This is a genomic window from Vibrio sp. Y10_XG_PY6 (assembly GCF_024181795.1).
In the GTDB taxonomy this organism is placed as follows: Bacteria; Pseudomonadota; Gammaproteobacteria; order Enterobacterales; family Vibrionaceae; genus Vibrio; species Vibrio diabolicus.
In genome coordinates, this window is sequence record NZ_JAMZAQ010000001.1 from 727,535 (window position 1) to 742,172 (window position 14,638).

General features: G+C 47.6%; 13 protein-coding genes. 8 read left to right on the forward strand and 5 right to left on the reverse strand.

The genetic code is table 11. The features are described from left to right. Positions 1-6: 6 nt before the first annotated feature. The 5 genes from NL644_RS03275 to NL644_RS03295 form a co-directional block, all read right to left on the reverse strand. A complete protein-coding gene (locus NL644_RS03275) occupies positions 7-915 on the reverse strand; it encodes a hydroxymethylglutaryl-CoA lyase (RefSeq protein ID WP_253658299.1) in 909 nt (302 codons plus the stop codon). Next, positions 915-1,754 (reverse strand): enoyl-CoA hydratase-related protein, encoded by an 840-nt coding sequence (locus NL644_RS03280; protein WP_005390997.1) that lies wholly within the window; start codon positions 1,752-1,754, stop codon positions 915-917. The genes NL644_RS03275 and NL644_RS03280 overlap by 1 nt, the downstream gene beginning before the upstream one ends. Before the next feature lie 29 nt (positions 1,755-1,783). Beyond that, entirely contained in the window at positions 1,784-3,388 is a 1,605-nt protein-coding gene (locus tag NL644_RS03285; RefSeq protein ID WP_253657984.1) for a carboxyl transferase domain-containing protein, read from the reverse strand. Between the two features lie 25 nt (positions 3,389-3,413). Continuing rightward, a complete protein-coding gene (locus NL644_RS03290; RefSeq protein WP_134645805.1) occupies positions 3,414-4,583 on the reverse strand; it encodes an isovaleryl-CoA dehydrogenase in 1,170 nt (389 codons plus the stop codon). A 66-nt stretch (positions 4,584-4,649) separates the two neighbouring features. After that, entirely contained in the window at positions 4,650-5,024 is a 375-nt protein-coding gene (locus NL644_RS03295; protein WP_134645803.1) for a MerR family DNA-binding transcriptional regulator, read from the reverse strand. A 277-nt stretch (positions 5,025-5,301) separates the two neighbouring features. Here NL644_RS03295 and NL644_RS03300 point away from each other — a divergent pair, with 277 nt between their 5' ends. From NL644_RS03300 to cyoA, 8 genes are all read left to right on the forward strand, one after another. Then, positions 5,302-6,513: a thiolase family protein gene (locus NL644_RS03300; protein ID WP_134645801.1), complete on the forward strand. Its 1,212-nt coding sequence runs from the start codon at positions 5,302-5,304 to the stop codon at positions 6,511-6,513. Positions 6,514-6,536: 23 nt separating this feature from the next. Next, positions 6,537-8,030 carry a CoA-acylating methylmalonate-semialdehyde dehydrogenase gene (locus NL644_RS03305; protein WP_134646450.1) on the forward strand — a complete coding sequence of 498 codons (1,494 nt, stop codon included), beginning with the start codon at positions 6,537-6,539 and terminating at the stop codon, positions 8,028-8,030. A gap of 19 nt (positions 8,031-8,049) precedes the next feature. After that, positions 8,050-9,204 (forward strand): acyl-CoA dehydrogenase family protein, encoded by a 1,155-nt coding sequence (locus NL644_RS03310; protein WP_134645799.1) that lies wholly within the window; start codon positions 8,050-8,052, stop codon positions 9,202-9,204. Positions 9,205-9,242: 38 nt separating this feature from the next. After that, positions 9,243-10,028, forward strand: a complete 786-nt coding sequence (locus NL644_RS03315) for an enoyl-CoA hydratase (RefSeq protein WP_134645798.1) — start codon at positions 9,243-9,245, stop codon at positions 10,026-10,028. An 8-nt stretch (positions 10,029-10,036) separates the two neighbouring features. Then, a complete protein-coding gene (locus NL644_RS03320; protein WP_253657985.1) occupies positions 10,037-11,176 on the forward strand; it encodes an enoyl-CoA hydratase/isomerase family protein in 1,140 nt (379 codons plus the stop codon). Positions 11,177-11,187: 11 nt separating this feature from the next. Next, a complete protein-coding gene (gene mmsB / locus NL644_RS03325; protein ID WP_005390978.1) occupies positions 11,188-12,093 on the forward strand; it encodes a 3-hydroxyisobutyrate dehydrogenase in 906 nt (301 codons plus the stop codon). A gap of 110 nt (positions 12,094-12,203) precedes the next feature. Then, a complete protein-coding gene (locus NL644_RS03330) occupies positions 12,204-12,962 on the forward strand; it encodes an SDR family oxidoreductase (RefSeq protein WP_005390975.1) in 759 nt (252 codons plus the stop codon). Positions 12,963-13,753: 791 nt separating this feature from the next. Beyond that, positions 13,754-14,635 (forward strand): ubiquinol oxidase subunit II, encoded by an 882-nt coding sequence (gene cyoA / locus NL644_RS03335; protein ID WP_005388604.1) that lies wholly within the window; start codon positions 13,754-13,756, stop codon positions 14,633-14,635. Positions 14,636-14,638: the final 3 nt, after the last annotated feature.

The following is a 14,638-nucleotide window of genomic DNA, read 5'->3' on the forward strand; positions in this document are numbered from 1 at the left end:
AACGTCTTATGTTAGAGATGTCATACGGTTACGCAAAGCTAGCGATACTTTTGACGTGGGTTCTCGATTAAGCTCTTCGCTGATCATCCAGCCAGCTTTTGCTAACAGCTCCAAGTCGATCCCCGTTTCGATCCCTAATCCTTGGCATAAATACAGTACATCCTCCGTCGCGACATTCCCCGAGGCCCCATGAGCGTATGGGCATCCACCCAGCCCAGCTACACTACTGTCGATGGTATTGATGCCCATACTTAATGCTTGATGAATATTGGCGAGCGCTTGTCCCCATGTATCGTGGAAATGGACAGCAAGCAGGGGGAGAGGTGTAACCAACATGACGGCCTCCAGCATGGCTGCAATTCGATTTGGCGTGCCTGTGCCGATTGTATCGCCTAGGGATACTTCATAGCACCCTAAATCGATGAGCGATTTGGTCACGCTCGCCACCTGTTTAGGGGCTGTTGGACCGTCGTAAGGGCAATCTGCAACGCAGGATAGATAACCTCGAACAGGGATGCTGTGTTTGGTGGCTAATCGCATTACAGGCTCGAAGCGAGTTAAACTTTCTGCAATCGAGCAATTGATATTGTGTTGGCTGAATCCTTCTGATGATGAAGTGAAAATTGCGACCTGATTGGCACCAGCCTCCAAGGCTTGTTCGAAGCCTTTTAGGTTTGGTGTCAGGGCAGAATAAGTAACATGATTTCGCCTTGTTATTGCTTTCATGACCTCTGTTGAGTCCGCCATTTGTGGCACCCATTTGGGCGAAACAAAAGAGCCCGCCTCAATATACGTTAGCCCAGTATCAGAGAGTAAGTTGATCAACCGGATTTTAGTCTGGGTCGCAACAGGAGATTCATTTTGCAATCCATCTCGTGGACCTACTTCGACAATATTTACTTTGGAAGGCAGCATTACTTGTCCTGTGATTTGGTTACCCAACTTGGGCTTCGTTTTTCAAGAAACGCTTGCAAGCCATCTTGGCCTTGTGGCGATACCCTAATGTCCGCAATGAGCTTGCTAGTATAGTGAATCAGTTGTTGATCGATGGGGTTTTGATGACATTGGTGACAGAGCGTTTTCGCTTTGCGCATCGCATCTGGGCTATTAAGTAGTAACGTCTTGATCACGCTATCGACCGCACTTTCAAGTTGTTTGGCTTCTTTCACTTCGTGCACAATACCAAACCGTTCGGCATCCTCGGCTGAAATGACTTCACCACTTAAGATATAGCGTCTAGCTTGTCGATTCCCCATCGCGCGCATGACGTAAGGCGCAATGGTTGCCGGAACTAAACCAAGCTTAACTTCACTTAAGCAAAAGTTAGCACATTGGCTCGCGATGGCGATATCACTGCAACAAATCAATCCCAGCGCGCCGCCGTAAGCGGAGCCTTGTACAACCGCGATGGTGGGTTGAGGGAACGAATCTAGTGTTTCCATGAGTCTTGCCAAGTTTTGGGCATCAACGAAATTATCTTGCCTCGTGCTGTCGGCCATCGACTGCATCCAATTCAGGTCGGCCCCGGATGAAAAGTGCTTGCCGTTACTTTTTAATACCAAGCATCGCACATCCGTTCGTAAAGCGAGATAATCTAGACGGTGGATCAGCAAGTCGATCGTACAAGCGTCAAAAGCATTGTGCTTGGCTGTTCTGTTTAGAGTGATGGTCGCTACGCCATTGTCATCGACATGCCAAAGAACATCATCTTGTCTTTGGGCGTTGGGAATAATGCTTGGTTGCATTTCCTGCATACTTACTTCCTTAATTTATCTCTGGATATTTACATTCTGAAGACGCCAAACTCGCTATCAGGAATGGGGGCATTTAATGCTGCCGTTAGCGCTTGACTCAACACCTGACGCGTTTGTTTGGGGTCAATAATTCCGTCATCCCATAGCCGAGCGCTCGCAAAATAGGGATGTCCTTGTGTTTCATACAAGTCTATGATTGATTCTCTAAAAATATGTTCTTCTTGCTCTGACCATGCTTCTCCCTGGCGTTCCTTCGCGTCTTTTCGAACTTGTGTTAAGACGCCTGCCGCTTGTTCTCCGCCCATCACAGAAATACGAGCGTTCGGCCACATCCACATCATGGTTGGATCATAAGCTCGGCCGCACATGCCATAATTGCCAGCGCCGTACGACCCACCGATGATCACGGTAAACTTCGGTACGTCAGCACAAGCGACGGCCATCACCAGCTTGGCGCCATGTTTTGCGATGCCTTCTTCTTCCACCTTTTTCCCGACCATAAATCCCGTAATGTTTTGGAGAAAGAGAAGCGGTGTTTTCCGTTTGGCGCAAAGTTCAATAAAGTGCGCGCCTTTTTGTGCCGATTCAGAAAACAAAATGCCGTTGTTTGCCACAATGCCGATCAAGTGTCCGTGAACGCGAGCAAAGCCACACACTAACGTTCTGCCGTACAAGGCTTTGAATTCGTCGAAATCAGAATCATCGACAATGCGGGCGATGATTTCTCGGACGTCGAATGATAGTCGTAAGTTGGCATTCACGATTCCGTAGATTTCTTCTGCATCGTAGCGGGGAGGTAGCACGGTGTTTTCCGGCTTAATCGGTTTTGCTCTATTGGCATTGGTAATGGCTTCTCGGGCGAGCATTAGGGCATGCTCATCATTTTCAGCGTAATAATCAGCAACACCAGATTTGCGGCAATGTACGTCTGCACCGCCGAGCTCTTCACCCGTCACGACTTCGCCAGTGGCCGCTTTAACTAGAGGCGGTCCCGCCAAAAATATGGTGCCTTGCTCTTTGACCATAATGGACACATCCGCCATGGCAGGAACATATGCGCCCCCAGCAGTGCAAAGCCCCATCACAACAGCTACCTGAGGGATGCCTTTTGCTGACATCCTCGCTTGGTTAAAGAAAATGCGACCAAAGTGTTCTTTGTCGGGGAAGACGTCGGACTGATGAGGGAGATTTGCGCCACCGGAGTCCACCAAGTACACGCAGGGGAGTTGGCAACGTTGGGCTATCTCTTGCGCTCTAAGGTGTTTTTTTACCGTGAGTGGGTAGTAGGTTCCGCCTTTTACCGAAGCATCGTTGGCGATGACCATACATTGAATCCCCGCTATGAAACCAATGCCGGCGATAACGCCAGCGCAGGGGATGGATTCGTCATACACTTGCCAGGCGGCAAACTGGCTGATTTCAAGAAAGTCAGTGTTGTCATCAAGCAAGCGCGCGATGCGTTCTCGGGCGGGGAGTTTTCCTTTTTGCCTCTGGTGCTGAATGGCTTTTTCACCGCCTCCCTGTTTGATTGTCTCGATGTGTTGATTCAGTTGAGTGACCAACGTTTCCATCGCAGCTTTATTGGAAAGAAATAACTCGTCAGTTGGCTTAGTTTTACTTTTGATAATGGCCATAATGACTTCCTTGTCGTATGTTCCTTTAGCGAGATTCTTCGAACAGTTCTCGGCCTATTAACATGCGGCGAATCTCTGAGGTACCCGCGCCGATTTCATAAAGCTTTGCATCACGTAGCAAACGACCAGCAGGGTATTCATTGATGTAGCCATTCCCACCGAGCAACTGTATTGCATCAAGTGCCATTTGTGTGGCGAGTTCTGCACTGTACAGAATCGCTCCTGCGGCATCTTTGCGTGTTGCGTTACCTCGATCACAAGCCGCTGCGACGGTATATACATACGCTTTTGCTGCACTCATTCGAGAGTACATATCGGCGATCTTGCCCTGAACTAACTGAAACTCGCCAATGGATTTTCCAAACTGCTTTCGTTCATGTATGTACGGGACCACAATGTCCATGCAAGCTTGCATTATCCCGAGTGGTCCGGCAGCGAGGACGACGCGCTCGTAATCCAGCCCACTCATTAACACCTCGACGCCTTGATTCAGATCGCCAAGAATATTCTCTTTCGGCACTACGCAATTGTTAAATACAAGTTCGCAAGTGTTCGAGCCCCTCATGCCTAGTTTGTCCAGCTTTTGAGCATGGCTGAAACCTTCGATGTTGCGTTCAACAATGAATGCGGTAATACCTCGTGAACCTGCATTGACATCCGTTTTAGCGTAAAGCACCACTATGTCAGCGTCGGGACCGTTGGTGATCCACATTTTGTTGCCATTCAGTACAAAATAGTCGCCCTTGTTCTCCGCTTTCAGTTGCATGCTTATCACGTCTGAACCGGCATTGGGCTCACTCATAGCTAGGGCGCCAACGTGCGTACCGTCGATGAGTTTGGGAAGGTATTTCTTGCGTTGAGAAGGCGTGCCATTGCGAAAAATCTGATTGACGCACAGATTAGAATGAGCGCCGTAGCTTAAAGCGACGGAGGCAGAGGCTCGGCTGATCTCTTCCATCGCCACAACGTGAGCAAGGTATCCCATGCCTGCACCACCAAGTTCTTCATCGACGGTGACACCGAGCAGCCCCATTTCTCCAAACAAAGGCCACAAATGGTTCGGAAACTGGTTATCGCGGTCTATATCTGCGGCGATGGGAGCAATATGTTCCGTAGCAAAGGCATTAACGTGGTCTCGGAGCATATCGATGGTATCACCAAGTCCGAAATTGAGTGGGGCGTAGGTGCTTTTCATAACGTCTCCCGATATCAGAGGTAAGGTGGAAAAGCCGATTGCGGTGTCGCTATTTGAGTATAGCGGTTATGTCTCTTTGCTTTTGAGTGTTTGAATACAGCGTTCTTTAGCGGCATTCAACTCTGCCATTACGACGCTGATGTCATTGAGTTGCTGTTGTAGGACGGCTTGTTTATCTTCAATGATATTGAGCATTTTCAATAACTGTCCTTCGGTTTGTTGCATGTCATAGAGCTCGAAAAGTTCACGAATTTCTGCCAGTGAAAAACCGAGCCGTTTCCCTCTTAAAATCAGTTTGAGACGAATTTTATCTCTGCGTTGATAAACGCGCATGTTGCCTTTTCGCTCTGGTTCAATCAGACCTACGTCCTCATAAAACCGGATACTGCGAGTGGTAATATCAAACTCCTTGGCGAGGTCACTGATCTTGTATTTTTCCATAACATACTTACCTCGAATAAAAATCCAGTTTCTGGAAATCGAACCTTCAACGGAAAGGCCGAACGCAAATTTTGAAAGATAAACGCCTACTTGGTGTGTTTTTTCATCTCATTGTAAAGGCTAGTGCTATGCTTACGTAAACGTCAAGAAATCGCAGTATGAAAGTTTGTCAGTGAGAAAGGGCGACAAAGACTGGCGTAGCACTTGGTAAGCAATGTCATGCAAGGGCGTCATCAGTCAGTCTAGTGTTCACATATACCTCAAGGGAATGCGAATCATGGAAAAAGACATCTGGATTGTCAGCGCGAAGAGAACGCCGATCGGGCGCTTTCAAGGAAAGTTGCAAACTTACTCCGCTCCCCAATTAGGTGCACTAGCGATAAAGGCTGCGACGCATGAAGTGAATGTGACATCTGTAGATGAAGTTTTCATGGGATGTGTGCTCCCTGCGGGTTGTGGGCAAGCCCCGGCGAGACAAGCGGCAATTGGTGCGGATTTACCCATGAATGTAGGGTGTACGACTATCAATAAAGTGTGTGGTTCCGGCATGAAGAGCGTCATGTTGGCGCACGATCTTATCAAAGCTGGAACGATTCGAACGGCCATTGCTGGTGGTATGGAGAGTATGACCAATGCGCCGTATTTATTGAAAGAGGCGAGAAAGGGAATGCGCATGGGCCACCAGTCGACGTATGACCACATGTTTCTCGATGGATTGCAAGATGCGTACGAAGGGCACTTAATGGGTGTTTATGCTCAGCACGTCGCAGACAGGCTTAAGTTTACCAGAGAGCAAATGGACGAATGGGCAGTGATGTCGGCAAAACGTGCGTTGGAAGCTCAAGAGCGAGGCTTATTTTCCGACGAGCTCTCACCGATTGAACTCAACACCAAGTCTGAACAAGGAACGCTGGATTACGATGAGCACCCGCGCTCGAATGATCTGGATAAAATCCCTCAACTCAAACCTGCATTCGATAAAAAAGGCACGGTGACCGCGGCTAATTCGAGTGCGATTTCCGATGGCGCTGCAGCGCTTGTTCTAATGGATGAAGAGACTGCGATCCACCAAGGTCTTGAGCCACACGCCGTTATCAAGTCTCACGCCACACACGCCAGAAAACCTGCTGAATATACTTTGGCTCCCGTTTATGCGATTGAACAGTTGTTGTCCCAATTGGATTGGTCAATTGACGAAGTGGATCTGTGGGAGATAAATGAAGCCTTTGCTGTCGTGACACAAATCGCGGTAGCAGAACTTGGGCTTGATATGAGTAAAGTCAATATTAAAGGCGGAGCGTGTGCACTGGGGCATCCGATAGGCGCAAGTGGCGCTCGAATTCTGGTGACATTGATTCATAGTTTGCGTCAGCTACAAGCTTTAGGTACCGACGGTGATCTAGACGCCAAAAAAGTGATGCGAGGCGTTGCGTCACTTTGTATCGGTGGTGGAGAGGCAACGGCGATAGGCATTGAAATACCGCTTTAATTGAAATCAGAAAGGAGTAAATGATGACTCGTTTAGTTCCCTTGTTTATTGGTGGAGAGTTTCGTGAATCTCAAACTTCGGATTGGGTTGAGGTGACCAATCCTGCCACTAATGATGTCATTGCGTACGTTCCCTGCTCAACGGATCACGAGATGGAAGCCGCCATTGATAATGCGAAAGAGACATTCCAATCCTGGAAGGAAGTGGCAGTATCCGAGCGTGCCAGAGTCATGCTTCGTTATCAGCACCTTCTCAAAGAACATCATGATGAGCTTGCCACACTGCTTTCTCATGAAACGGGTAAGATTTTAGCGGATGCTAAAGGCGATGTGTGGCGAGGTATAGAGGTTGTTGAGCAGGCTGCAAACATTGCCAGCAATATGATGGGCGAAACCGTCGAAAATGTTGCCACGGATATTGATAGTTACTCAATGATTCAGCCCCTAGGTGTGTGTTGCGGCATTACGCCGTTTAACTTTCCTGCCATGATTCCGTTGTGGATGTTCCCAATCGCTATCGCGGCGGGCAATACGTTTGTGCTCAAACCTTCCGAACAAGTGCCGTTGACTTCTATCCGTCTAGCCGAACTATTTGAGCAAGCTGGCGCGCCGAAAGGAGTGTTGCAAATCGTTCACGGTTGCAAAGACCAAGTCGACTTCCTACTGGCTCATCCTGACATTCGAGCGGTGTCATTTGTTGGCTCGGTTCCTGTTGCCCGTTATATCTACACCACGGGTACGAAACACTTTAAACGCGTTCAAGCTTTTGCTGGTGCTAAAAATCACATGGTGATCATGCCTGACGCGAACAAGGAACAAGTGGTGAATAACCTAGTGGGGTCCTCCGTTGGAGCGGCGGGGCAGCGTTGTATGGCGATTTCTGTTGCGGTATTTGTCGGCGATTCAAAACAATGGATTACAGACCTCAAGCAGGCGATGGCGAAAGTCCACCCAGGGCCTTGGGACGATGGGCAGGCTGCTTATGGCCCACTGATCAGTGAGCAAGCTAAACAACGCGTATTGGACCTAATTGAAGATGGCAAACAACAAGGCGCAGTGTGTGAACTGGATGGCAGTCAGTGTGAAGTGGAAGGCTTTCCCGATGGAAACTGGATTGGCCCAACCTTGTTTAGCGGTGTAACAGCGAATATGTCGATTTACACGCAAGAGATATTTGGCCCCGTTTTGGTTTGCATGGAAGCGGATACGTTACAAGAGGCCATTGAGTTAGTGAATCGCAACCCATACGGGAACGGCACTTCCATTTTTACGGCTAATGGCGCTGCTGCAAGAAAATATCAGCATGACATTCAAGTCGGTCAAGTGGGGATCAATGTGCCAATTCCAGTCCCTTTGCCATTTTTCTCTTTTACAGGCTGGAGAGGCAGTTTCTATGGCGATTTGCATGCGTATGGTAAACAAGCGGTACGTTTTTATACCGAGACTAAAACGGTGACGGCACGTTGGTTTGATGACGATATTCCAACGGGGCCTAATTTGACCATCCAACTGCGCTGAGTGAATAGAAGGAGCTTTTATGGACTTTGAACTTAATGAAGATCAACGTGCATTTGCCGATACCGCTCAGCAATTTGCCGATGAGCGTTTAGCACCGATGGCGGTGGATTGGGATGAAAAACAGATCTTCCCCAAAGACGTATTGAGAGAGGCGGGAGAACTGGGGTTTCTCAGCCTCTACACTCCAGAAGCGCAAGGTGGCCTAGGGCTGAGTCGCTTGGATGCTTCAATTATCTTTGAACAACTGGCCATGGGATGTACGTCCACTACGGCGTTTATGACGATTCACAACATGGTCAGTTGGATGATAGCCAGTTTTGCTACCGATGGAGCCAAAACGCAGTTCTGTCCGAAGTTAGTTACGGGGGAGTGGTTAGGCTCCTATTGCTTAACCGAGCCCAACGCAGGATCAGACGCCGCTGCACTGACCACTTCCGCTACAAAAAAGGGAGATAAGTATGTGCTCAACGGTGGCAAAACCTTTATATCTGGCGCAGGAGAGACAGATGTTTTGGTCGTGATGGCGAGAACCGGAGAAGCGGGTGCCAAAGGCGTGTCTGCATTTGTTGTTCCTGCTCAAACAGATGGTATCAGCTATGGGCGCAAAGAACCCAAAATGGGTTGGAACAGCCAACCAACACGAGCGGTTACTTTTGAAAATGTCGTTATTCCAGCTAGCCATTTACTGGGCGAAGAAGGGCAAGGTTTTGTCTTTGCGATGAAAGGGCTTGATGGAGGGCGTATAAATATTGCGACCTGCTCCGTCGGTACGGCGCAACAGGCCCTTAATCAGGCGGCACGGTATATTCAAGAACGTAAGCAGTTCGGCAAGCCGCTTGCGCAGTTTCAAGCCTTACAATTCAAATTGGCAGACATGGCGACAGAGCTAGTGGCTGCGCGGCAGTTGGTGCGCTATGCCGCCAGTAAGCTCGACCGAAATGACCCGGATGCCACGGCTTATTGCGCGATGGCAAAACGGTTCGCAACCGATGTAGGCTTTCAGGTTTGCGACCAAGCGCTGCAGCTTTATGGCGGCTATGGTTACATCAAAGAGTATCCAATGGAGCGTCATTTCAGAGATGTGCGTGTGCATCAAATTCTGGAGGGAACGAACGAAATTATGCGCTTGATCATCGCGCGCCGTTTGCTCTCTGAGGAATCGGCCTTGCTGTAGCGAAGTATTGGATTTGCTCATTGAGAAAGGATTCAGATATGCCATTAACCCAAGAAGCCATTCAACATACGATCACTAATCACGTTGCGGTGGTGACAATGAACAACCCGCCAGCCAATACGTGGACAGCAGAGAGTCTCAAGGCACTGAAATCGCTGATACTCACACTTAACAATGATAAGCAGGTCTACGCACTGGTTTTAACCGGCAGTGGAGAAAAGTTTTTCTCTGCAGGTGCGGATCTCAAGCTATTTTCTGATGGTGACAAAGCGGTTGCGTTAGACATGGCGCGATGCTTTGGTGAAGCTTTTGAAACGCTCTCGGAATTCCGTGGTGTTTCCATTGCCGCCATTAATGGTTACGCCATGGGCGGAGGTTTAGAAGTGGCATTAGCTTGTGATATTCGAGTAGTTGAAGAGCAAGCGGTACTTGCTTTACCTGAAGCCAAAGTCGGACTTTTGCCCTGCGCTGGCGGTACCCAAAACCTCACAGCGTTAGTAGGAGAAGGCTGGGCAAAGCGCATCATTTTATGTGGAGAACAAGTTAGCGCTGACAAAGCAAAAGAACTAGGCTTGGCTGAGGAGTTGGTTCCCAAAGGCGAAGCGTTAAGTAAAGCGTTGGAGCTTGCTGAATCTGTTGCGAACCAGTCACCATCTTCTGTCGCCGCATGTAAGGCGCTCATTCAAAATATGCGCTCTGCGCCACTTAAGCACGGCTTAATGAAAGAGCGAGAGTTGTTTCTGAATCTTTTTGATACGGAAGATCAAGTTGAGGGTGTTCGCGCCTTTTTAGAAAAACGCCCACCGCAATGGAAAAACCGATAGGAGGCCACATGGCAGGGATGGGAACCATCAGTGAAATAGAGTGCTTAGATGGCGTGCACCGCATTGGTATCGCAACGTTAGACAACACCGCTTCATTGAATGCATTGACGTATGACATGTTAGTCCAACTTAACGATCAGCTTATCAAGTGGCAAGACGATCCGCATGTGACTTGTGTGGTACTCACTGGCGCTGGTGAAAAAGCATTCTGCGCTGGTGGCGATGTTCGAGCTATGTATCACGTCATGCATAACGAGAGTAAAGAAAAAATCGTAGAGTTCTGTACGGACTATTTCTCGTTGGAGTATGGGTGTGACTATCTTATCCACACTTACAACAAACCTATTATCGGCTGGGGAGAAGGTATTGTCATGGGTGGTGGGATGGGGCTTTTTATGGGAACCAGCCATAAAGTTGTGACAACAACATCACGCCTTGCTATGCCAGAAATCAATATCGGACTGTATCCTGATGTGGGAGGTACGTGGTTTTTAAGCCAGATAGATCCGCAAGTGGGTTTATTCCTCGGATTGACAGGTTCCATGGTGAATTCAAGTGACGCTGTCACTATTGGTTTGGCCGATTGGTTACTGTTGGAAGAGCAGTATCCCACCTTACTGGATGAGCTAAAGCGGCTCCAGTGGGGCAAAGAAGATGCGAAAGAGTTGGTAACTGCGCTACTACAATTAATGGAAGAACAGGTTATTGATAGCAAACCAACCACGCAAATTTGTCCATACTTAGATCAGATAGAGGAAGCGTGCAAAGGCTTTGATCTTAATGCAATAGCACAGCGAATCATGGCTATCGAAGGGAACAGTCAGTGGATAGAAAACGCGAAACAAACGTTCGCCGCGGGCAGTCCGATCACCGCACATATTTGCTTCAGACAAGTGAAAGAATACCACAGCTTACCACTTGCAGATTGCTTCCGCTTGGAGCTGAGTTTATCGGTTCGCAGCGCCTTATTAGGTGAGTTTAAAGAGGGCGTCCGTTCTCGGCTTATTGACCGGGATGGCGAACCTAACTGGATGTTTAACAGTGTCAGTGAAGTCGATGAAGATGTCATCGATACCTTGTTTACCTCACTTTGGCCGGATGACGAACATCCGCTTGCTGATTTGGGTGAACAAACACTAGGTCAATAAGGAGAATGATCATGAGTACCATCGCATTTATCGGTTTAGGAAGAATGGGGCATCCGATGGCGCAAAACTTATTAGCGTCTGGATTTAACGTGCAAGTATTTGATGTCGATAGCGAAGCGGCAAAGCAACTTGCACCTTTTGGTGCGGTGGTGGCGAGCTCTATTGAGGAAGTCGTGGATGGTGCAAGCACAGTCATCACGATGCTACCAGCAGGTTCTCACGTTCGTTCCGTGTATCTTGGTGACTTACACGGCGGCGTAGGTGTCCTCAATCTTGTCTCGCCAAGTACCTTGATGATTGATTGTTCAACCATTGATCCGGACTCTGCGCGATTAGTCGCCAATGAAGCGGCAAATAAACGCGTGCTGTTTGTCGACGCGCCCGTTTCGGGTGGTGTTGCCGGCGCTAAAGCGGCGACATTAACCTTTATTGTTGGTGGCTCGGATGAAGCATTTTCTAAAGCCAATGCCATTTTGCAGTACATGGGGAAAAATGTTTTCCATGCCGGTAAAGCGGGCGATGGTCAAATGGCGAAAATCTGTAACAACCTTATGCTTGGCATTTTAATGTCTGGTACGTGCGAGGCGCTAAATCTAGGTATCGATCATGGGCTCGATCCCAAAGTGTTATCAAACATCATGCTGCAAAGCTCTGGCCGAAATTGGGCATTGGAGCTTTACAATCCTTGCCCAGGAGTGATGGACAGTGCACCAGCCAGCAACGATTACCAACCGGGCTTTATGAGCAAACTCATGTTGAAAGATCTCGGTTTGGGGTTAGATGCGGCGTTACAAACACACTCTTCGGTTCCGATGGGCTCACTGGCGCGTAATTTATATTCTTTCCACAACGCGAGCGGCCACGGTGAGCTCGACTTCTCAAGCTTGTTTGAGTTTTACAAGAGTAAGAAGGGCTAGACTGAGTTTTGCTACAAAGCCGTCTGAAATGGTGAAGTAAAACTCATCATTTCGGACCACCGAAACAGGCTTGAAATAGGGAACATTATTAGCGACGGAGTGCAGTAACTATGGATATTAAAAATAGTGTCATTGCCATTACAGGTGCAGGGCAGGGACTTGGGCAAATGATGGCAATTACGCTTGCTCAAGCCGGTGCAGATTTAGCGTTATTAGATGTAAACGCTAGCGGCTTAATGGAAACACAAGAGCAGTGCCGAATGCTGAGCGCAAAAGCGTTGACTTATCAAGTGGATGTAACGAGCGAAATCGATGTTGAAAACACGTTTGAAGCGGTTATCCAAGATTTTGGCCAACTCAATGGGCTAGTCAATAACGCTGGCGTGCTAAGGGATGGGTTACTTGTAAAATCAAAAGACGGCGTGATCAGTAAGATGTCTTTGGATCAATTCAATTTGGTCATGAACGTCAACGTTACGGGGACATTTTTGTGTGGGCGTGAAGCTGCCGTCAAGATGATTGAGAGCGGTTCACAAGGCGTTATCATCAATATTTCTAGTGTCGCGAGAGCAGGGAATATCGGTCAAACCAATTATTCTGCATCTAAAGCGGCGGTCGCAACCATGGCGACAACGTGGGCCCGTGAGTTAGCAAGATACGGTATCCGCGCGGCGGCGATTGCACCAGGTGTGGTACATACCGCGATGGCAGAGCAAATGAAACCAGAAGCCATAGAACGGCTAGAAAAGATGATCCCAATTGGAAGGATGGGTGAAACAAGTGAAATCGCGCATGCAGTAAAATACATTCTTGAGAGTGATTACTTTACTGGCAGAGTTTTAGAAGTGGATGGAGGCATTCGTATGTAAAAGCTCTAGGGTTAGGTCCCACAGACCGGAATGACAAGCTTCTTTCCCTTTCAACATTTCCTATTTTTCCGAGAGCCAGTTCTGGGTAACGTAAGTGTTTATTACTCATATTTGGATTCGCCCTGCGAATGGTTTGCCAAAAGTAAATAATGAGAAGTAAATACCACTCAAATACTAAGTGAAATCATTAATTTGATATTGATCGCAATTTTCCACTTTTAATTTCCCCTTCGTACTCAAGCTATCTATGTAAATGCAGTTGATAGTCAGTCTCATCAAAATTAATTTGCAACTGTCTGTTTCAAAAGACATTAACTTTGAAGCACGTGAAGTTCGTGTTGAGGTTAATGTCCTATTGAAAGAGTGTGAGTTCCATTAATGGAAGGTTAGTTTCCAGTTGTGGCTAATGAGCTTTAACTTTTTACTCCTCATAATGCGCCAAATGTAACATTGTGTTTCAAAGTGTAACAATAAACTCACGCTAATAGTGTGGTTTTGATCTCCACTCAATTCCGTTTTGTTTCGCTCTGATCCCGACGTTACTCATGCTCAACACATAAACATTCTAATGACTATAACAACTGGTTCTTAGCTTGATACCAATCGTAGCAAGTAATTGTTCATTCTAGCTGGTTAAGATGCTTGATAACGGCGCTGAAAAATTTGTAAGTAGAATCACTACTTATCAAAATTTTTGCCTTTTTATCAAACATTTCCCCTGCGCTGTTTCTGAGCTCTTATTTACTGTGATTGGCATTTGTTTTGAAACCAGACAACCATCGAGAAAGTTAATGGAAGCCTCAAGATATAAACGCATCTTGTCGAGGGGAAGTTTGGCGTCCGTCATACTTATGCTCTCAGGATGTAATTCAGCTTTACTTGACCCCAAAGGTGCCATTGGTGTGCAGGAAAAAGAGCTAATTATTACTGCTCTTTTGCTGATGTTGATCGTTGTAATCCCTGTGATTCTAATGACGATTTACTTCGCTTACCGATACCGCGCCTCTAACACTGAAGAAGAGTACGCTCCCGAGTGGTCACACTCGACCAAAATCGAAGTGGTGGTATGGACAATTCCAATCATCATCATTGCGATTCTTGCGACGATCACATGGCGTTCGACTCATGAACTAGAGCCCTCCAAACCATTGGAAAGTGATGTTAAACCAATGACCATCGAAGTGGTGTCACTCGATTGGAAATGGTTGTTCATCTATCCAGAAGAAAACATTGCGACGGTGAACTATGTGGCGTTCCCGAAAGACGTGCCAGTGCAGTTCAAACTGACTTCGGACAACATCATGAACGCGTTTTTCATCCCTCGCTTAGGTACACAGATCTACGCGATGCCAGGCATGGTTACCAAGCTCAACCTGATAGCGAACCACGAAGGTGACTACAAGGGTTTTGCATCGAACTACAGCGGCGAAGGCTTTTCGCAAATGAAGTTCACAGCTTCAGCAATGTCTGATCGTGCTGCGTTCCTAAATTGGGTGCAGAAAGTGAAGGCGAGCCCTGATCGTATTGAAGATTGGGAGCAATACAGCTCACTGGCAGCGCCAAGTATCGCAGAGCCAGTCACTTTGTTCTCTAGCGTTCCTCCGTTCTTGTTCACCGACGTTGTGACTCAGCATCCTGGTTCAATGAACTGTTTGCCTGAAAACCAAGGATAATCG

What these genes read in the sequence shown, in the direction of transcription:
- NL644_RS03290 (WP_134645805.1), bottom strand. Translation starts at nt 4,583, where the DNA reads ATGAAAAGCACCTACGCCCCACTCAATTTCGGACTTGGTGATACCATC.
- NL644_RS03320 (WP_253657985.1), top strand. Translation starts at nt 10,037, where the DNA reads ATGGCAGGGATGGGAACCATCAGTGAAATAGAGTGCTTAGATGGCGTG.
- NL644_RS03305 (WP_134646450.1), top strand. Translation starts at nt 6,537, where the DNA reads ATGACTCGTTTAGTTCCCTTGTTTATTGGTGGAGAGTTTCGTGAATCT.
- NL644_RS03300 (WP_134645801.1), top strand. Translation starts at nt 5,302, where the DNA reads ATGGAAAAAGACATCTGGATTGTCAGCGCGAAGAGAACGCCGATCGGG.
- NL644_RS03315 (WP_134645798.1), top strand. Translation starts at nt 9,243, where the DNA reads ATGCCATTAACCCAAGAAGCCATTCAACATACGATCACTAATCACGTT.
- NL644_RS03285 (WP_253657984.1), bottom strand. Translation starts at nt 3,388, where the DNA reads ATGGCCATTATCAAAAGTAAAACTAAGCCAACTGACGAGTTATTTCTT.
- NL644_RS03280 (WP_005390997.1), bottom strand. Translation starts at nt 1,754, where the DNA reads ATGCAGGAAATGCAACCAAGCATTATTCCCAACGCCCAAAGACAAGAT.
- NL644_RS03330 (WP_005390975.1), top strand. Translation starts at nt 12,204, where the DNA reads ATGGATATTAAAAATAGTGTCATTGCCATTACAGGTGCAGGGCAGGGA.
- NL644_RS03295 (WP_134645803.1), bottom strand. Translation starts at nt 5,024, where the DNA reads ATGGAAAAATACAAGATCAGTGACCTCGCCAAGGAGTTTGATATTACC.
- NL644_RS03310 (WP_134645799.1), top strand. Translation starts at nt 8,050, where the DNA reads ATGGACTTTGAACTTAATGAAGATCAACGTGCATTTGCCGATACCGCT.
- mmsB (WP_005390978.1), top strand. Translation starts at nt 11,188, where the DNA reads ATGAGTACCATCGCATTTATCGGTTTAGGAAGAATGGGGCATCCGATG.
- cyoA (WP_005388604.1), top strand. Translation starts at nt 13,754, where the DNA reads ATGGAAGCCTCAAGATATAAACGCATCTTGTCGAGGGGAAGTTTGGCG.
- NL644_RS03275 (WP_253658299.1), bottom strand. Translation starts at nt 915, where the DNA reads ATGCTGCCTTCCAAAGTAAATATTGTCGAAGTAGGTCCACGAGATGGA.